The sequence below is a fragment of the Pseudomonas parafulva genome (genome assembly GCF_000800255.1).
GTDB classification, from domain to species: Bacteria; Pseudomonadota; Gammaproteobacteria; order Pseudomonadales; family Pseudomonadaceae; genus Aquipseudomonas; species Aquipseudomonas boreofloridensis.
In genome coordinates, this window is sequence record NZ_CP009747.1 from 2,651,317 (window position 1) to 2,668,574 (window position 17,258).

Genomic DNA, 17,258 nt, shown 5'->3' on the forward strand with positions numbered 1-17,258 from the left:
AAGATTCTCTCTATCAAGGTTGGTATTGAAACGGGTAGACACTACCCAGGTTCAGGATCCGGGTCAGCTCGTCCAGTGCCGTACGGCATTCATCGAGCAGTTGCGGGTCGGCCAGGTCGGCGTCGGCCAGGCGATCGCGATAATGCGTATCCACCCACTGCAGCAAACGTTCATAAAGCGGCGCGGTGAGTATCACGCCTGGGTTGACCGCCGCCAACTCATGCTCTTTGAGCGCCACACGCAAACGCAGGCATGCCGGGCCGCCGCCGTTGCGCATGCTCTGCTTGAGGTCGAACACCTTGACCTCACGGATCACGCCCTGCTGCGCAGTGAGCTGCTGCAGGTACTGCCACACCCGCTCGTTGTTACGGCACTCCTCGGGCACCACCAGCACCATGGAGCCGTCGTCGCGTGACAGCAATTGGCTGTTGAACAGGTAAGAGCGGACGGCATCTTCCACCGTCACCGCCGAGCGCGGCACCGCGATGGCCTGGAACTGCCCCCCCCTGGCCGCCAGCTTGGTCTGCAACTGGCCGAGCACCGCATCGCTGTCGAGAAAGGCGTCTTGGTGGTGGAACAGCACTTGGCCATTACCCACCGCGATCACGTCGTTGTGGAATACGCCCTGGTCGATCACCGTCGGATTCTGTTGAGCGTAGACCACGCCATCGGCGCTGAGGCCGTGCAGTCGCGCCACCGCCTGGGACGCTTCCAGAGTCTGGCGTGCCGGGTACTTCTGCGGAGACGGATAACGGCTGTCGAACGCGCTGCGGCCATAGACGAAGAATTCCACTCCCGGCTCGCCGTAGTCGCGGCAAAACCGCGTGTGGTTGGCCGCGCCTTCGTCACCGAACTGCGCCACCGCAGGCAGCGCCGGGTGATGGACGAAGTGCTGCGCGTCGGCGAACATCGCCGCCAAAACGCGGCTGGTGGTCGGGTGCTCGATGCTGCGGTGATACTTGCAGTTGAGGTTGGCTGCGGTGAAGTGCACACGCCCATCGGCGGTGTCGGCGCTCGGGCTGACCGTGGCGGCATTGGCCACCCACATGCTCGACGCCGAACAACTGGCGACCAGCAAGGGCATCGCCTCGCGCGCAGCGTGCCGGATGACCTCGGCGTCGCTGCCAGGGAACCCCAAGCGGCGCAAGGCGGCCACGTCCGGGCGCTCCTGCGGGGCGAGCACGCCCTGCTTGAAGCCCATGTCCATCAGCGCCTTCATCTTGGCCAGGCCCTGACGCGCAGCCTCTCGCGGGTTGGAGTGCTGCTGGCTGTTGCTCTGCGAGGCCACGTTGCCGTAGGACAGGCCACCATAGTTGTGGGTCGGCCCCACCAGGCCATCGAAATTCACTTCATGGGCTTTCATCGGCTCGGCTCCGAGACCTGTTGTCATAGCGTCACACCCGGCGTCAGGGTCGCCGGCAGAGCAAGGCTGGCGGTCTCCAGCGATGCCACGGGATAGGCACAATAGTCGGCAGCGTAGTAGGCGCTGGCGCGATGGTTGCCGCTGGCGCCCACGCCACCGAAGGGGGCGCTGCTGGCCGCGCCGGTCAGCTGTTTGTTCCAGTTGACGATGCCGGCGCGGCTGCGCAGCCAGAAGTGCTGGTAACGGGCGTGCGAATCGGACAACAGGCCGGCCGCCAGGCCGAACTGCGTGTTGTTGGCCTCATCGATCGCCGACTCGAAATCGTCATAGCGAATCACCTGCAGCAGCGGACCGAAAAACTCCTCGTCAGGGCGCTCGGCCACGGCGGTCACATCGACGATGCCAGGGGTCAGCAAGGCCGCGCCATCCTGCGGTTGGGTCATCGAGAGCAGCGCCGTGCCGCCCTTGGCCAGCAGGTCAGCCTGCGCCGCCAACAGCGCGCGCGCCGCGTCCAGGGAAATCACCGAGCCCATGAAGGGCGCCGGCTGAGCATCGAAAGCGCCGACCCGCAACTGGCCGCACACCTCGACCAGTCGCGCCAGCAGCCGATCACCCCACGTCCCCTGCGGTACCAACAGGCGTCGTGCGCAGGTGCAGCGCTGGCCGGCTGAGATGAAGGCCGACTGAATGATGGTGTAGACCGCCGCCTCCAGGTCCTTGACCTCATCCACCAGCAGCGGGTTGTTGCCGCCCATCTCCAGCGCCAGGATCTTGTCCGCACGCCCGGCGAATTGCTGATGCAGCACGGTGCCGGTACGGCTCGAGCCCGTGAAGAACAGCCCGTCGAGGCCGGGGTGGGCCGCCAGCGCAACACCCGTGTCGCGCGCGCCTTGCACCAGATTGAGCACGCCGTTGGGCAGACCCGCGGCGATCCAGCACTGCACGGTCAATTCGGCGACCTTGGGCGTCAGCTCACTGGGTTTGAACACCACGCAGTTACCGGCCAACAACGCCGGCACGATATGCCCATTGGGCAGATGGCCAGGAAAGTTGTACGGCCCGAACACCGCGACCACGCCGTGGGGCTTGTGCCGCAGCACGGCGGTGGCATCGGCAAGGGGGCCGCTTTTCTCGCCGGTGCGCTCACGATAACTCTGCACCGAGATCGCCACTTTATTGATCATGCTGGTGACTTCGGTCGCCGACTCCCACAGCGGCTTGCCGGTCTCCTGACCGATGCAGCGAGCCAATTCGTCGGCGCGCGTCTTGAGCTGTTCGGCGAAAGCCTCCAATACTGCGAGGCGGGCCTCCAGGCTACGCTGCGCCCAGCCGGGGAATGCCGAGCGCGCCGCCTCAACGGCCGCATCGACCTGATCGGCGGTGGCGCCCTGACCTTCCCAGAGCAGCGCCTGGCTCACCGGATCGAGCGACTGCAGCGCCTGGCCGTGACCGGGCTGCCACTGGCCAGCGATGAAATGCGTGGTCATGCCTGAACCTCCCGGGGCGCACTCAGCGGCACGGCGCGGACACTGTCGCCAACCCCCAGGCGCAGCCGTTTGGCGGTCAGTGCATCGACCACCAGGGTGCCTGCCGCGAGGCGCGCCGGCGCGGCGGTGATGCGGCAGTCTTCGCGCTTGCGGTTATGGATGATGTAGGGCGTGGCGTCCTCGCCCGGCGTGCCGACGGCCAGCACCAAGGTTTCGCTGTCGCGCACGGCGCGGATACGCTGGGTCTCGCATTCGATCGCCGGACCCGCATCGAAGATGTCTACATAACCCTGATAGGCGAAACCTTCGCGCTCGAGCATCGCCAGCGCAGGTTCGGTGTCCGGGTGCACGCGACCGATGACGCTGCGCGCTGCCTCGGACAGGAAGCAGGTGTACAGCGGGAACTTGGGCATCAGCTCGGCGATGAAGGCCCGGTTGCCCACCCCGGTGAGGTAGTCGGCCTGACTGAACTCCATCTTGAAGAAATGCCGACCCAGGCTTTCCCAGAACGGCGAACGGCCATGCGCATCCGCCATGCCGCGCATCTCGGCCATGATCTTCTTGCCGAACAGTTGCGGGTACTCGGCGATGAACAGCATCCGCGATTTGGACAGCAAGTGGCCGTTGCGCCCGTTACGGTAGTCGCTGCGCAGGAACAACGAACACAGTTCGGCGTTGCCGGTCAGGTCGTTGGCCAGGAACAGGGTGGGAATTTCGCGATAGATGTCCAGCTCGCGGGAGGCGCTCACGGTCAAGCCGACCCGGTAGTTGTACCAGGGCTCACGCAGACCGACGGCGCCAGCGATGGCACTGATGCCGACCACCAGGCCCTCGTCGTTCTCGAGCACGAACAGGTAGTCGGTGTCGCCGCGCGCGGCTTCGCCACTGAAGCTCTTCTCGGCCCAGCCAACCCGCCGGGCCAGGCGCTCTTCGTTGGCCGGAAACGTGGTCAGTCCGGTGTTGCCGGTGCTGCGAGCGAGTTCGATCAGCGCGGGTAAATCGCTGCTGCGTACGGGACGAACGATCATGCTATCTCCTTGTGCGGCGGCCTGTGCCTGCCGCGAATCGCGCCTGCCGGCGAGCGCTCGGCTCAGGCGGCAACCACACGGACACTGCCACCTTCGCCAACGCCCAGGGCGTCGGCCGCTTCATTGCTCAGCACCAGCGGCTTGCCCGGCACCCAGTCCAGCTCCAGCAACACGGCGCGATAGTCCTGCAACTGACCATTGCACACCAGGTACGGGCGTCCACCTTTGATCGGCGTATCGTCGAGCCTGACCGGCACCACGCGGCTCTGGGCGATCGAACGAATGGCCGAGGTGCGCGCATGCAGGGTCGGCCCGCCATCGAAGATGTCGATGTAGTGCTCGGTTTCGAAGCCCTCGCGCATCAGGATGTCGAAGGTGATCTGCGCCCGCGGGTGGACCTGGCCCATCGCTTCCTGGGCGCGGTCGGGCAGCAATGGCACGTAGATCGGGTAGTGCGGCATCAGCTCAGCGAGGAAGGTACGGCTCTTCAGGCCGCACAGGCGTTCGGCGTCGGCGTAGTTGAGGTCGAAGAAGTTGCGCCCGATCGAGTCCCAGAACGGCGACTCGCCCTGCTCGTCGCTGTAGCCGACGATCTCGGTCACCACCGACTCGGCAAAGCGCTCCGGATACGACGCCATGAACAGCAGGCGTCCTCGCGAATTCAGTTCGGCCCAGCCGCTGTCGACCAGTTCAGGCAGCACATAGAAGCTGGTCAGCAGGCTGTTGCCGGTGAGGTCATGGCACAGCGACAGGACGTGGATCTTGTTGTGGATCTTCAGCTCGCGTGACGCGTGCACGAAGGTCTCGTTGCGAAAGCTGTAGAACGGCTCGGAATAGCCCGCCGAGGCGACGATGGCCGAGCAGCCGGCCAGCTTGCCGGTAACGCTGTCCTGGAGCACGAAGAAGTAGCTTTCCTCGCCGTTGAAACTGACTTCGGCGGCAAAGGAGGTTTCCGAAGCGGCGATCTTGTCGCCCAGGCGCCCGGCATCATCGGGCAGCGAAGTGACACCAATGGGGCTGTCGGCAGCCATGCGCTGCACTTCGTTCAGGTCCGCCATTTGCGCGGGGCGCATCACCAGCATGGTGTCACTCCTCAGGAATACGGGCCGAACGGGTCGGCACGGAAAATCGGCGGGTACGTGCTGGCACGCGCGGCCCCCGCACTGGAATTCGATGATCGCCGACGCGGCGCAGCCTGCATCGGCGATGAACCGCAGGCCGATCAGCCCTGGGTCAGCGTGCGTACAGCGCGCTCGAAGCGGGCCAGGCCCTCGTCGATATCAGCATCCTCGACCACCAGGCTCGGAGCGAAACGCACTACGTCGGGACCGGCCTGCAGCACCATCAGCCCTTCTTTCTCGGCGGCGTTGAGCACGTCCTTGGCCTTGCCTTTCCAGGCTTCGGTGAGGACGCAGCCGATCAGCAGGCCGACACCACGCACCTGGCTGAACAGACCGGCAGCCTGACCAATCGCTTCCAGACGCGTCTTGAACCGCGCGTGCTTGGCCTTGACGCCTGCCAGGGTCTCGGGAGTGTTGACCACGTCCATCACCGCGCACGCGACGGCGCACCCCAGCGGGTTGCCGCCGTAGGTGGTGCCGTGGGTGCCGACGGCCAGGTGGCTGGCCAACTCGGCCGTGGTCAGCATGGCGCCGATCGGGAAGCCGCCGCCCAAGCTCTTGGCGCTGGTGAGGATGTCCGGGGTGACGCCGTAGTGCTGGTAGGCGTAGAGCGAACCGGTACGGCCGACGCCGGTCTGCACCTCGTCGAAGATCAGCAGAGCGTTGTGCTCGTCGCACAATGCACGCGCGCCCTCAAGGTAAGCCTGGTCGGCGGGCACCACACCACTTTCGCCCTGGATCGGCTCGATGACCACCGCGCAGGTCTTGTCCGAAATCTGCGCCCTCAACGCCTCGAGGTCGTTGTAGGGCACATGGCTGATGCCGGTGATCTTCGGGCCGAAGCCATCGGAATACTTGGGCTGGCCGCCGACACTGACGGTGAACAGGGTGCGCCCGTGGAAGCTGTTCACGGTGGCGATGATTTCGTGCTTGTCCGGGCCGAAGCGGTCATGGGCCACGCGACGGGCCAGCTTGAAAGCGGCCTCGTTGGATTCGGCGCCGGAGTTGCAGAAGAACGCACGGTCGGCGAAGGTCGCGGACACCAGCTTGTGCGCCAGGCGCAGGGCCGGTTCGTTGGTGAACACGTTGGACACGTGCCAGAGCGTGTTGGCTTGCTCGGTCAGGGCCTTGACCAGCGCCGGGTGGCAATGGCCCAGGGCGTTCACCGCGATGCCGCCGGCAAAGTCGATCAGTTCGCGGCCCGATTGATCCCACACACGGGAACCCTCGCCTCGGACGGGAATGAAGGCCGCCGGGGAATAGTTGGGCACCATGACCTGGTCGAAATCGGCACGTTGCACTGGGGCTTGCTCAACGGACATCTGAGTCTCCTGAAGAGGAACGCTGGCCTGTGGAGTCACCAGCGATGGGGGGATTGTAAGGACTGATCGACGCCTGTCCTTGCTGCCAGGCGACAACTTGTTACAGGGTCAAACCCGGTTTTGCCAAGGCTTTCGGCAATGCGACAAACATGGTCGCATTCGCGCAGTGTACCGGCAGCGTGGCATTGGGTGAACGCTGCACGCCTCAGCCTTTCTCCGCGGGCGTCGAACTCAGCTCGAACGGGCTGCTGCTGCGCCGCTGGTTGCGATCTTCACGGGGTGTGGCGCCGAAGAAGTTGCGGTAGGCACTGGAGAAATGCGGCCCGGAGGAAAACCCGCAGGACAGGCCGATCTGGATGATCGACTTGCTGGTCTGCATCAGCATCTGCCGGGCTTTGTTCAGACGCAGTTCCAGGTAGTACTGGCTGGGCACGCGATTGAGGTACTGCTTGAAAATCCGCTCCAGTTGCCGACGCGACACACAGACATGCTGGGCGATTTCGTCGGTGGTCAACGGCTCTTCGATATTGGCCTCCATCAACAGCACCGCCTGGGTCAGCTTGGGATGGCTGGAGCCCAGGCGGTTCTGCAGCGGAATGCGCTGGCGCTCGCCGCCCTCGCGAATGCGCTCGACCACCAGTTCCTCGGACACCGCCCCCGCCAGTTCAGCGCCATGGTCACGGGCCAACACCGCCAGCAGCAGGTCGGTGACCGCCATGCCGCCGCAAGCGGTCAGGCGGTCACGGTCCCAGTCGAACAGATGGCTGGTGGCGATGACCTTGGGAAAGCGCTCGGCGAAGTCGTCCTGCCACCGCCAGTGCACCGCGGCCCGGTAGCCATCGAGCAAACCCAGCAAGGCCAGCGGGTACACGCCAGCAGAAAGGCCGCCGACCATGCAGCCGCTGCGCGCCACCTGCTTGAGCGCCGTCGTCAGCGGCGCACCCAGGGCGAAGATGGGTTCATCCGCCAACAGCAGCAGTTTGTGCAGGCCTTCGAGACGACCATTCCAAGGCTCGCCCGGCAGACGCCAGGCGCCCTCTTCGGCGGGCTCGGCCTGCAGGTAGCTCAGGTCGTAGATCACCTCCGGGTGCACCCGCTGGGCAAGCTGCAGCACTTCCTCGGCCAGAGCCAGGGTCAGCGGCCGAGTGCCGGGCCAGATGAGAAAGCCGATTCGCTGGGTGGTCATAGGTGACGGTCCGAAACCTGGGGTCGAATGAGGCGGCAGGCGCTGCCGCGACCGTAGCGCAGCATGCCCTATTCTGGTGCGCGAGTGCAGCCTTTACTTGAGGCTGCCGGAGAGAAACTGGCGCAGACGCTCGGACTGCGGATTGACCAGCACTTCGCGTGGATTGCCGCGCTCCTCGACCAGCCCCTTGTGCAGGAAGACCAGCTGGTTGGACACCTCGCGGGCAAAGCCCATCTCGTGGGTGACCACCACCATCGTCCGACCTTCCTGGGCCAGCGCCTGCATGACCTTGAGCACATCGCCCACCAGTTCCGGGTCAAGCGCTGAGGTCGGTTCGTCGAACAGCATGACCTCAGGTTCCATGGCCAGCGCACGGGCGATCGCCACACGCTGCTGCTCGCCGCCGGACATGTGTCCGGGGAAGGCGTCCTTGCGGTGCGCCACACCGACTTTGGCCAGGTAGTGCTCGGCCTTTTCCAGCGCTTCCTTGCGATTGACGCCCAGCACGTGCACCGGCGCTTCGATGACGTTCTCAAGCGCAGTCATGTGCGACCACAGGTTGAAGTGCTGGAACACCATCGACAGGCGCGAGCGCAGGCGTTGCAGTTGCTTGCTGTCGGCGGCGCGCAGCGCCCCGTCCTTGTCGGCCACCAGCTTGAGCGCTTCGTTGTTGAGCACGATCCTGCCCGCGTGGGGCTGCTCGAGCAGGTTGATGCAGCGCAGGAAGGTGGACTTGCCGGAACCGCTGGAGCCGATGATGCTGATGACATCGCCCGCCTTGGCTTCCAGGGACACGCCCTTGAGGACCTCATGGCTGCCGTAGCGCTTGTGCAGGTCTTGGACTTGGAGTTTGTACATGCTGTCGATTCTCACAGAGCGGTCAGTGCTTGCGCGGCGCCAGGTAGCTGAGCCAGCGGCGTTCGGCCATCTTGAACAGGCGCACGAGGATGAAGGTCAGGCACAGGTAGAACACGCCCGCGGTGATGAAGGCCTCGAAAGGCAGGTAGTACTGGGCACTGACCGTGCGCGCGGCGCCGGTGATGTCGATCAGGGTCACGATCGACGCCAGACTGGTGGTCTGCAGCATCATGATCACCTCGTTGCTGTACTGCGGCAGCGCGCGGCGCAGCGCCGAAGGCAGCAGGATGCGGCGGTACATCTTCAGGCGCGACATGCCCATGGCCTTGGCCGCTTCGATCTCGCCATGGGGCGTGGCCTTGAGGCTGCCGGCGATGATTTCGGCGGTGTAGGCACTGGTGTTGATGGCGAAGGCCAGGCAGGCGCAGAAGGTCGCACTGGACAGCCACGGCCACAGGAAGCTCTCGCGCACGGTCTCGAACTGGGCCAGGCCGTAGTAGATCAGGAACAACTGGACCAGCATCGGCGTGCCACGAATCACGTAGGTGTAGAGCCAGGCGGTCATGTTCACCAGCGGTTGGCGCGAGACGCGCATCAAACCCAGCGGGATCGCCGCCAGCAAGCCGAAGAACAGCGACAGCGCCAGCAACTTGAGCGTGGTGAGCAGGCCACCGAGGTACAGCGGCATGGCTTCCCAGACGACGTTGTAGTCGAAGATCATAGTTCAGCGGCCCTCACGCCGACCGAGTAGCGTTTTTCCAGGTACTTGAGCGCCAGCAGCGAGACGCTGGTCAACACCAGGTACAACGCGGCTACCGCCAGGAAGAAGGTAAAAGGTTCGCGGGTAGCGTCGGCTGCCTGCTTGGCCTTGAACATCATGTCCTGCAGGCCCACCACCGACACCAGCGCAGTGGCCTTGGTCAACACCAACCAGTTGTTGGTAAAGCCCGGAATCGCCAGACGGATCATCTGCGGCACCATGATGCGGAAGAACACCTGCCGCGAGCTCATGCCATAAGCCGCCCCGGCTTCGGCCTGCCCACGGGGAATCCCGAGAAACGCGCCACGGAAGGTTTCCGACAGATAGGCACCGAAGATGAAGCCCAGGGTGAAGATGCCAGCGACCAGCGGATTCACGTCGATGTAGTCGTCGTAGCCGACCAGCGGTGCGACCCGGTTGATGATGTCCTGACCGCCGTAGAAGATCAGCAGGATCAGCACCAGGTCCGGGATGCCACGGATGACCGTGGAATAGAGGTCGCCCAGCCAGGCCAGCCAGCGCACCGGCGACAACCGCAAGGCTACGCCGATCAGGCCGAGAACGATGGCCAGGGCCATCGACGACAGGGCGAGCTGCAACGTCAGCCACGCCCCCTCGAGGATGACTGCCCCGTAGCCTTTCAACATGTTTCGAATTCCTCAGGACTTGGGAACGAAAAATGGTGCAAACCTCAGCGCTCCTGCTGTTTGCACCATTGCTCAGGTGATTGCCGGACGCTTATTTCGCGTCTGGACCGTAGATGTCGAAGTTGAAGTACTTGGCCTCGATCTGCTTGTACTTGCCGTTGGCACGGATGGCGTCGATGGCCTTGTTGATGCGCTCGCGGTTGGCGTCATCACCCTTGCGCACGGCGATACCCACACCGTCGCCAAAGTACTTCACGTCGGTGAAGGCAGGCCCGACGAAGGCGAAGCCTTTGCCAGCGTCGGTCTTGAGGAAGCCGTCTTCGAGCAGGGTGGCATCGGCCACGGTACCGTCCAGGCGACCGGCCGCGACGTCCAGGTAGACTTCGTTCTGCGTGCCATAGGGCACGACGGTGACGCCCTTCGGTGCCAGCACTTCCTTGGCGAAGCGGTCATGGATCGAACCACGTTGTACGCCGATTTTCTTGCCCTTGAGCTCGTCAAGGCTGTCGCTGACGGTGGTGCCGTCCTTCATCACGAGGCGCGCCGGGGTCAGGTAGTAACGATTGGTGAAGTCAACCGACTTCTTGCGATCGTCGGTGATCGACATGGAGGACAGGATGGCGTCGATCTTGCGCACTTTCAGTGCCGGGATCAGGCCGTCGAATTCTTGCTCGACCCACGTGCACTTGGCTTTCATCTCTTCGCAGAGGGCGTTACCGATGTCGTAGTCGAAGCCGGCAATGCTGCCATCGGGCTGTTTGAAGGCAAAGGGTGGATAGGCCGCTTCGATACCGATCTTCAACGGCTTTTCGTCGGCCTGCGAGACCAGGGAAAACACGGACAGCGCCAGGGCGCCAAGCAGTGCGAGCTTCTTCATCAGGTAACTCCATCGGTACGGGGCACTAGCAGGCAGGGAAACGACTGCCCGAGAGGCGAATGAGTACAACGCGAGCCGCGCAGGGTTCGACCAGGGTCGCAGACCACGAGCGAGTGAGTGGCATTCTAACGGCAGCCCGGTGGTCGATATTTCTTCAAAGCGACAACTACGTATAGAAGCGCATAAACCTGCGGGCGGCGATATTGACAGCTCTTGCGAAACATGCAAGCGCAAAAGGAATACAACCTTTAGACGAAGCAATAAGCGCGCCTATTATTGGCAAAGCCTTGAATTCCGGCAAGTGCGGGGTGCGTGGGGATGACGATGGGATAGGAAATGCACCGGAGGGCTGCAGGACTGTTTCCCCCGGCCCCGATTCGGTGCAATGGATCAGCGCGACGGGTTACCGATGAATATCGGGTAACACTCGGCAAAATCGAGCAGCAATCCCGTCAAGGGGAAGCTGCCGCGTGAATGAAAGGGGGCTGCATCGCAGCCCCTGTCATGCAATTACGCCGACGCCCGGCTCATCGCCTTGTGGGTGTCGATCAGGTGTTGCACCACACCCGGATCGGCCAGGGTGGAAATATCACCCAGCGCATCGTACTCGGCCGTGGCGATCTTGCGCAGGATACGGCGCATGATCTTGCCCGAGCGGGTCTTGGGCAGGCCTGGTGCCCACTGGATGACATCCGGCGAGGCAATCGGGCCGATCTCCTTGCGCACCCAGTTCTTCAACTCCTGGCGCAACTGCTCGCTGGGCTCCTCGCCGGCGTTGAGGGTGACGTAGACATAGATGCCCTGCCCCTTGATGTCGTGCGGTACGCCCACCACCGCCGCTTCGGCGACCTTGGCGTGCGCCACCATGGCGCTCTCGATCTCGGCGGTGCCCATGCGGTGGCCGGAGACGTTGAGCACGTCGTCGACCCGCCCGGTGATCCAGAAGTAGCCATCTTCGTCGCGACGCGCGCCGTCACCGGTGAAGTACATGCCCCGGAAGGTCTTGAAGTAGGTGTCGACGAAACGGTCATGGTCGCCATACAGCGAACGTGACTGCCCCGGCCAGGAGTCGAGGATCACCAGGTTGCCCTCGGCCGCGCCCTCGATCAGGTTGCCCAGGTTATCCACCAGTGCCGGCACTACGCCGAAGAACGGCCGGGTCGCCGAGCCTGGCTTGAGGCCGATGGCACCTGGCAACGGGCTGATGAGGATGCCGCCGGTTTCGGTCTGCCACCAGGTGTCGACGATCGGGCAACGCTCCTTGCCGACGGTCTTGTAGTACCAGTTCCAGGCTTCCGGGTTGATCGGCTCGCCGACCGAGCCAAGCAGGCGCAGGCTCGAACCGTCGGCGCCGGCCACTGCCGCCTCGCCTTCGGCCATCATCGCGCGGATGGCGGTCGGGGCGGTGTAGAGGATGTTGACCTTGTGCTTGTCGACGATCTTCGACACACGGGTGATGTCGGGGTAGTTCGGCACGCCTTCGAACAGCAGCGTGGTGGCGCCGTTGGCCAGCGGACCATAGACGATATAGCTGTGCCCGGTGACCCAACCCACGTCGGCGGTGCACCAGTAGACCTCGCCCGGCCGGTAGTCGAAGACCCGCTCATGGGTGAGCGCGGCGTACACCAGGTACCCGCCGGTGGTGTGCAGCACGCCTTTGGGCTTGCCGGTCGAACCCGAGGTATAGAGGATGAACAGCGCTTCCTCGGCGCCCATTTCCTTGGGCGCGCAGTGGTTGGAGGCCACCTTCATCAGGTCCTCGTACCAGATGTCGCGGTGCTGGTGCCAGGCAATGTCGCCACCGGTGCGCTTGCACACGATGATCTTCTGCACGCTGCTGGTTTCAGGATTGGTCAGGGCCAGGTCGACGTTGGCCTTGAGCGGCGTGCGTCGGCCGCCGCGCAGGCCCTCGTCGGCGGTGATCACCACCTTGGACTTGCAGTCGATGATGCGTCCGGCCAGCGCTTCGGGCGAGAAGCCGCCGAACACCACCGAATGAATGGCGCCGATGCGTGCACAGGCGAGCATCGCCACCACCGCTTCGGGAATCATCGGCATGTAGATGGTCACCACATCGCCACGGTGCACGTCCTGCCCGCGCAGCGCGTTGGCGAATTTGCACACCTGCTCGTGCAGCTCGCGGTAGGTGATGTTGCGGTGCTCGGAAGGGTCGTCACCCTCCCAGATGATGGCCAACTGGTCGCCCCGCTCTTCGAGGTGACGATCCAGGCAGTTGTAGGAGACGTTCAGAGTGCCGTCGGCGAACCATTTGATGTCCACGTGGTGGTCATCGAAAGAGGTCTGCTTGACCTTGGTGAAAGGCTTGATCCAGTCCAGGCGCTGGGCCTGCTCGCGCCAGAAGCCGTCCGGGTTGATCACCGATTGCTGGTACATGGCCTTGTAGGTGGCCTCGTCGGTCAGGGTGTTTGCCGCGACCTCGGGACGAACGGGATACAGGGGAGCCGCACTCATCTGTTTTACCTCGGTGTAATAGTTGTTTTTGTATACGAAGGTTTTAACTGTACCAGAGCGCGCGTGACCATTCGACGTTGGTAGTACCAAAACCCGACTGGCGCGTCAGCGCTTCCACGACAGCGCTGCAACCGGCGTAATCGCTGATGTCCAGAAAAAAACAGTGGCGCAGGAAAAGATTGTTACCGAATCCAGCAAAAACTGTATCAAAACAGTGTCTTTTTCAACTTGCCACGCAGGCCTAACATGGCCCTCGCCAACAACGGCAAACCGATCAACTTCCAGTCCAGCCCCCACGCGGCCTTGTTGATCCTCTCCCGAACTCAACTTTCAACGTTGTACGTTTTCGCGGCGCCCTGCGTGCCGCGCGTCCCTTCACGACCTTAGACAGGTAACTCGAACATGAAAGCTTTACTGGTATTGCTACTGGGCAGTGTCTGCAGCGCGGCGATGGCCGATGACCTGACGCCGCCCGCCGAGCAGATTCCGGTCGAACACTACAATTACTCCCAGCACCTGGATATCGCCAAGGTGCTGTCCATGAGCCCGGTCGCCGATGTCTGCGCAGTGGTGCCGGCGCGCATGACCTACGAGGACTCCCAAGGTCACCGGCACGTCCTCGAATACCGCGTGATGGGCAATGGCTGCTCCAACGGTTGAGTCGCGACACGGGGGCCCTGCGGGCCCCTTTCGCCGCCCCGACGGACACCCCACGGCCCCACTATCGATCGGTCATCTTGCCCAGGGAATAATCGCGTAACTTGTTGGCAATCGTCGTATGCGAGACGCCCAATCGTTTCCCCAGCGCTCGACTACTTGGAAAGTCTGCCTTCAAACTTTCAAGCACCGCTTTTTCAAAGCGACCGATAATATCCGACAGTTCCCCTTCCAACGAAAAGTTACCCAGCGGTTGACGCGCGCCGTAATCCGGCAGGCGAATATGTTCAACTTTCACCACCCCGCCCTCGCATAACGAGACCGCTTGGAACACCACGTTCTCCAGTTGCCGCACATTGCCCGGCCATTGATAAAGACTCAACTTGTTGAATGCCGCCGGTGCCAATGTCGGTAAGGCGCAGCCAATCTGTCGACTGGCCTGGTCGAGGAAATGACGAACCAATCCTTCGAGACCATCCATGCATTCACGCAGTGGCGGAATATGCAATGACAGCACATTGAGGCGGTGATACAGATCCTGACGAAATTCGCCGCGTGCGCACAACTCCGACAGGTCCACCTGGGTCGCGCAGATCACCCGCACGTCCAGATGCACCTCCTCGTCGCTGCCGACACGACGAAAACAACCGTCCTGCAGGAAGCGCAGCAACTTGACCTGCAGGCGCGGGCTCATCTCGGCCACGCCATCGAGAAACAGCGTACCGCCTGCCGTCAGTTCCAACAGGCCGAGCTTGCCTTCGGCGCGGGCGCCTTCGAAGGCGCCAGGACCGTAACCGAACAGCTCGGTCTCTGCCATCGATTCCGGTAACCCGGCGCAGTTGAGCGCCATCAGCGGCGCCTGGCCTCGCGGACTGGCCAGGTGACAGGCGCGGGCCAGCAGTTCCTTGCCGGTGCCGGTCTCGCCCTCGATCAGCAACGGCGCATCCAACGGCGCCATGCGCCGCGCCTCACGCACCACTGCGGCCATTACCCGAGAGCTCTGGAAGATGCTGTCGAAACCACGCAACTCCTGTTTACGTACGTTGTAGATGCGCTCGCCGATGCGGTCGGCGCGGTGCAGCGTGAGCACGGCGCCGGCGAGCGCTTCGCTGTCGTCGTGCTCGGACTGCAGCGGGGCGATGTCGGCCAGGAATACATCGCCTTTGACCTTGACCCGCAGGCCGTTGATGCGCGACTGATTGGCCCGCACCAGTTCCGGCAGGTCGAAATCCTCGACGTAGCGCGCCAGCGGTAGCCCAGGCACTTCGTCGACGCGCACGCCCAGCGACTGCGCCGCCGCGCGGTTGGCCGCGACGATGCTGCCGCCCATGTCCACCGACAGCACGGGAAATTCCAACGCACCGAGCAGGGCGTTGAGTTCCATATGTCGGCGCTCGCTGGGCATCAAGCCGACGCGCTTGACTCCAAACACGCCGGCGATGGCCTCGAACTTGGGACGCAGGGCTTGAAATTGCAGATTGATGAGGTTGGGGCAGTGCAGATAGATCGCATTGCCCTGATCGCCGCCGACCTCCCCGCGCAGCACGTTGATGCCGTACTCCACCAGAAGATTGAGAATGTCGCGCAGGATGCCGATGCGGTTTTGACAATGGACTTTGATGCGCATGGAAGCTCCGTCACGCCGTCTTTTTCATATTCAGCGCAGAAATTCGTAAAGATAAGCTGACAAATCAATCAGCCTTAAGGCCTCAAAGAGGCGAATATTCGGTCAATTACAGGCTCTTTGTAAAATTTACCTTACAGAAATCCTTTGCAGACACTGCTCGCCTGACCTGATCACCGGATGCAATCGCCCAAACCAAGGGCTATTTCTAATGCCATCGCGGTCATAACAACAAAGCCCTCAGCAGGAGAGCGACATGAAACAAACGCAGTACGTGGCCCGTGAGCCCGACGCGCAAGGTTTTATCGACTACCCGCAGCATGAGCATGCGGTGTGGAACACCTTGATCACCCGTCAATTGAAGGTGATCGAGGGCCGCGCTTGCCAGGAATACCTGGACGGCATCGAGCAGCTCGCCCTGCCCCACGACCGCATCCCGCAACTGGGTGAAATCAACAAGGTGCTGGCCGCTACCACTGGCTGGCAAGTCGCCCGGGTCCCGGCGCTGATCCCCTTCCAGACGTTCTTCGAATTGCTGGCCAGCAAGCGCTTCCCTGTCGCCACCTTCATTCGCAGTGCCGAAGAGCTCGACTACCTGCAGGAACCGGACATCTTCCACGAGATCTTCGGTCACTGCCCCTTGCTCACCAATCCCTGGTTCGCCGAGTTCACCCATACCTACGGCAAGCTCGGCCTGGCCGCGACCAAGGAGCAGCGCGTGTACCTGGCGCGACTGTACTGGATGACCATCGAGTTCGGCCTGATGGAGACTGCCCACGGCCGTAAGATCTACGGTGGCGGTATTCTCTCCTCGCCCAAGGAAACCCTGTATAGCCTTTCCAACGAGCCCGAGCACCAGGCCTTCGACGCCATCGAAGCCATGCGCACGCCATATCGCATCGACATTCTGCAGCCGGTGTATTTCGTGCTGCCGAACATGAAGCGCCTGTTCGACCTGGCCCACGAAGACATCATGGGCATGGTCCAGCGAGCCACGCAGTTGGGCTTGCATGCGCCGAAATTCCCACCCAAGGCGGCCTGAGCCACCTTGTCGACAACAAACTGATAGTGGAAACCCTCGATGAATGCCTTGAACCAAGCCCACTGTGAAGCGTGCCGTGCCGATGCACCGAAGGTCAGCGACGAAGAGCTGGCCGAGCTCATCCGCGAAATACCCGACTGGAGCGTGGAAGTGCGCGACGGTCACATGGAACTGGAGCGGGTGTTCCTGTTCAAGAACTTCAAGCATGCGCTGGCCTTCACCAACGCGGTCGGTGAAATCGCCGAAGCCGAAGGGCATCACCCAGGCCTGCTGACCGAATGGGGCAAGGTCACCGTCACCTGGTGGAGCCACTCCATCAAGGGCCTGCACCGCAACGACTTCATCATGTGCGCGCGTACCGACCAGGTGGCGCAAACGGCTGAAGGGCGTAAGTAAGCGCTGCACATTCGCAGCGGTTTGCCGCTGCGACTCCCCCGTGCGCCAGGTGCCGCAGCGGCTGGCGCGAGCAGCACCCATGATCGCTGCCACCTCCCACTGCTCAAGGTTTCTCGCGCTCGCCCAGCGCGTTGACCGTCCGCTATCCGCCCACAAATCCGAAATGCACGCGGGATTTTTTTCAAACTGTCATCCAGACTCCTGTATTCTGCCTCGGCGTTGCAAACGCTTCAGAATGCGCCTGGCGCAGCCTTTTCACTCACACTTGCGAGGAACGACGAGATGCACGAAATCCCGAATCTTCCCTTCCCAAGCCTGAACCCCGAAGAGCAGACCGTTACCGCCCATGCCGCCGAGCCGGCACCTGCTGGGCACGAAGGTGACGACCCCTCCAGCGCCGATCAGGACTAATCGCGCA

At 63.0% G+C, this 17,258-nt stretch carries 16 protein-coding genes; 4 read left to right on the plus strand and 12 right to left on the minus strand.

Features of this window, described 5'->3' with window-relative positions:
* Positions 1-13: 13 nt before the first annotated feature.
* From astB to acs, 11 genes are all read right to left on the minus strand, one after another.
* Positions 14-1,363 (minus strand): N-succinylarginine dihydrolase, encoded by a 1,350-nt coding sequence (gene astB / locus NJ69_RS11255; protein ID WP_039579061.1) that lies wholly within the window; start codon positions 1,361-1,363, stop codon positions 14-16.
* A gap of 23 nt (positions 1,364-1,386) precedes the next feature.
* Positions 1,387-2,850 (minus strand): succinylglutamate-semialdehyde dehydrogenase, encoded by a 1,464-nt coding sequence (gene astD / locus NJ69_RS11260; protein WP_039579064.1) that lies wholly within the window; start codon positions 2,848-2,850, stop codon positions 1,387-1,389.
* The gene (gene astA / locus NJ69_RS11265) at positions 2,847-3,878 is read right to left on the minus strand and encodes an arginine N-succinyltransferase (RefSeq protein ID WP_039579066.1); all 1,032 of its coding nucleotides are present in this window, start codon (positions 3,876-3,878) and stop codon (positions 2,847-2,849) included. The genes astD and astA overlap by 4 nt, the downstream gene beginning before the upstream one ends.
* 62 nt (positions 3,879-3,940) lie before the next feature.
* The gene (aruF, locus tag NJ69_RS11270; RefSeq protein WP_039579069.1) at positions 3,941-4,960 is read right to left on the minus strand and encodes an arginine/ornithine succinyltransferase subunit alpha; all 1,020 of its coding nucleotides are present in this window, start codon (positions 4,958-4,960) and stop codon (positions 3,941-3,943) included.
* 140 nt (positions 4,961-5,100) lie between these two features.
* Entirely contained in the window at positions 5,101-6,321 is a 1,221-nt protein-coding gene (locus tag NJ69_RS11275) for an aspartate aminotransferase family protein (RefSeq protein WP_039579070.1), read from the minus strand.
* A gap of 205 nt (positions 6,322-6,526) precedes the next feature.
* A complete protein-coding gene (gene argR / locus NJ69_RS11280; protein ID WP_029614279.1) occupies positions 6,527-7,507 on the minus strand; it encodes a transcriptional regulator ArgR in 981 nt (326 codons plus the stop codon).
* A gap of 93 nt (positions 7,508-7,600) precedes the next feature.
* A complete protein-coding gene (locus NJ69_RS11285; RefSeq protein ID WP_039579073.1) occupies positions 7,601-8,365 on the minus strand; it encodes an ABC transporter ATP-binding protein in 765 nt (254 codons plus the stop codon).
* A gap of 22 nt (positions 8,366-8,387) precedes the next feature.
* Positions 8,388-9,086 carry an ABC transporter permease gene (locus NJ69_RS11290; protein ID WP_039579076.1) on the minus strand — a complete coding sequence of 233 codons (699 nt, stop codon included), beginning with the start codon at positions 9,084-9,086 and terminating at the stop codon, positions 8,388-8,390.
* Entirely contained in the window at positions 9,083-9,772 is a 690-nt protein-coding gene (locus NJ69_RS11295) for an ABC transporter permease (protein ID WP_029614280.1), read from the minus strand. Before NJ69_RS11295 ends, NJ69_RS11290 begins: the two co-directional genes overlap by 4 nt.
* Before the next feature lie 91 nt (positions 9,773-9,863).
* Entirely contained in the window at positions 9,864-10,649 is a 786-nt protein-coding gene (locus NJ69_RS11300; protein ID WP_029614281.1) for an ABC transporter substrate-binding protein, read from the minus strand.
* Positions 10,650-11,159: 510 nt separating this feature from the next.
* Positions 11,160-13,121: an acetate--CoA ligase gene (gene acs / locus NJ69_RS11305; protein WP_039579080.1), complete on the minus strand. Its 1,962-nt coding sequence runs from the start codon at positions 13,119-13,121 to the stop codon at positions 11,160-11,162.
* 402 nt (positions 13,122-13,523) lie between these two features.
* Here acs and NJ69_RS11310 point away from each other — a divergent pair, with 402 nt between their 5' ends.
* On the plus strand, positions 13,524-13,781 hold the full coding sequence (locus tag NJ69_RS11310; protein WP_029614282.1) for a DUF2790 domain-containing protein: 258 nt from the start codon (positions 13,524-13,526) through the stop codon (positions 13,779-13,781).
* A gap of 61 nt (positions 13,782-13,842) precedes the next feature.
* On the opposite strand, the gene NJ69_RS11315 is transcribed toward NJ69_RS11310, so the two are convergent.
* Positions 13,843-15,405 carry a sigma-54-dependent phenylalanine hydroxylase transcriptional regulator PhhR gene (locus NJ69_RS11315; RefSeq protein WP_039579081.1) on the minus strand — a complete coding sequence of 521 codons (1,563 nt, stop codon included), beginning with the start codon at positions 15,403-15,405 and terminating at the stop codon, positions 13,843-13,845.
* Between the two features lie 253 nt (positions 15,406-15,658).
* Here NJ69_RS11315 and phhA point away from each other — a divergent pair, with 253 nt between their 5' ends.
* The 3 genes from phhA (at position 15,659) to NJ69_RS23010 (ending at position 17,251) form a co-directional block, all read left to right on the plus strand.
* On the plus strand, positions 15,659-16,444 hold the full coding sequence (phhA, locus tag NJ69_RS11320) for a phenylalanine 4-monooxygenase (RefSeq protein ID WP_039579083.1): 786 nt from the start codon (positions 15,659-15,661) through the stop codon (positions 16,442-16,444).
* Positions 16,445-16,483: 39 nt separating this feature from the next.
* On the plus strand, positions 16,484-16,840 hold the full coding sequence (locus NJ69_RS11325) for a 4a-hydroxytetrahydrobiopterin dehydratase (protein ID WP_039579085.1): 357 nt from the start codon (positions 16,484-16,486) through the stop codon (positions 16,838-16,840).
* A 282-nt stretch (positions 16,841-17,122) separates the two neighbouring features.
* Positions 17,123-17,251, plus strand: coding sequence for a hypothetical protein (locus NJ69_RS23010; RefSeq protein WP_275898054.1), 129 nt, complete (start codon positions 17,123-17,125; stop codon positions 17,249-17,251).
* Positions 17,252-17,258: the final 7 nt, after the last annotated feature.

What these genes read in the sequence shown, in the direction of transcription:
- astB (WP_039579061.1), bottom strand. Translation starts at nt 1,363, where the DNA reads ATGAAAGCCCATGAAGTGAATTTCGATGGCCTGGTGGGGCCGACCCAC.
- astD (WP_039579064.1), bottom strand. Translation starts at nt 2,850, where the DNA reads ATGACCACGCATTTCATCGCTGGCCAGTGGCAGCCCGGTCACGGCCAG.
- astA (WP_039579066.1), bottom strand. Translation starts at nt 3,878, where the DNA reads ATGATCGTTCGTCCCGTACGCAGCAGCGATTTACCCGCGCTGATCGAA.
- aruF (WP_039579069.1), bottom strand. Translation starts at nt 4,960, where the DNA reads ATGCTGGTGATGCGCCCCGCGCAAATGGCGGACCTGAACGAAGTGCAG.
- NJ69_RS11275 (WP_039579070.1), bottom strand. Translation starts at nt 6,321, where the DNA reads ATGTCCGTTGAGCAAGCCCCAGTGCAACGTGCCGATTTCGACCAGGTC.
- argR (WP_029614279.1), bottom strand. Translation starts at nt 7,507, where the DNA reads ATGACCACCCAGCGAATCGGCTTTCTCATCTGGCCCGGCACTCGGCCG.
- NJ69_RS11285 (WP_039579073.1), bottom strand. Translation starts at nt 8,365, where the DNA reads ATGTACAAACTCCAAGTCCAAGACCTGCACAAGCGCTACGGCAGCCAT.
- NJ69_RS11290 (WP_039579076.1), bottom strand. Translation starts at nt 9,086, where the DNA reads ATGATCTTCGACTACAACGTCGTCTGGGAAGCCATGCCGCTGTACCTC.
- NJ69_RS11295 (WP_029614280.1), bottom strand. Translation starts at nt 9,772, where the DNA reads ATGTTGAAAGGCTACGGGGCAGTCATCCTCGAGGGGGCGTGGCTGACG.
- NJ69_RS11300 (WP_029614281.1), bottom strand. Translation starts at nt 10,649, where the DNA reads ATGAAGAAGCTCGCACTGCTTGGCGCCCTGGCGCTGTCCGTGTTTTCC.
- acs (WP_039579080.1), bottom strand. Translation starts at nt 13,121, where the DNA reads ATGAGTGCGGCTCCCCTGTATCCCGTTCGTCCCGAGGTCGCGGCAAAC.
- NJ69_RS11310 (WP_029614282.1), top strand. Translation starts at nt 13,524, where the DNA reads ATGAAAGCTTTACTGGTATTGCTACTGGGCAGTGTCTGCAGCGCGGCG.
- NJ69_RS11315 (WP_039579081.1), bottom strand. Translation starts at nt 15,405, where the DNA reads ATGCGCATCAAAGTCCATTGTCAAAACCGCATCGGCATCCTGCGCGAC.
- phhA (WP_039579083.1), top strand. Translation starts at nt 15,659, where the DNA reads ATGAAACAAACGCAGTACGTGGCCCGTGAGCCCGACGCGCAAGGTTTT.
- NJ69_RS11325 (WP_039579085.1), top strand. Translation starts at nt 16,484, where the DNA reads ATGAATGCCTTGAACCAAGCCCACTGTGAAGCGTGCCGTGCCGATGCA.
- NJ69_RS23010 (WP_275898054.1), top strand. Translation starts at nt 17,123, where the DNA reads ATGCACGAAATCCCGAATCTTCCCTTCCCAAGCCTGAACCCCGAAGAG.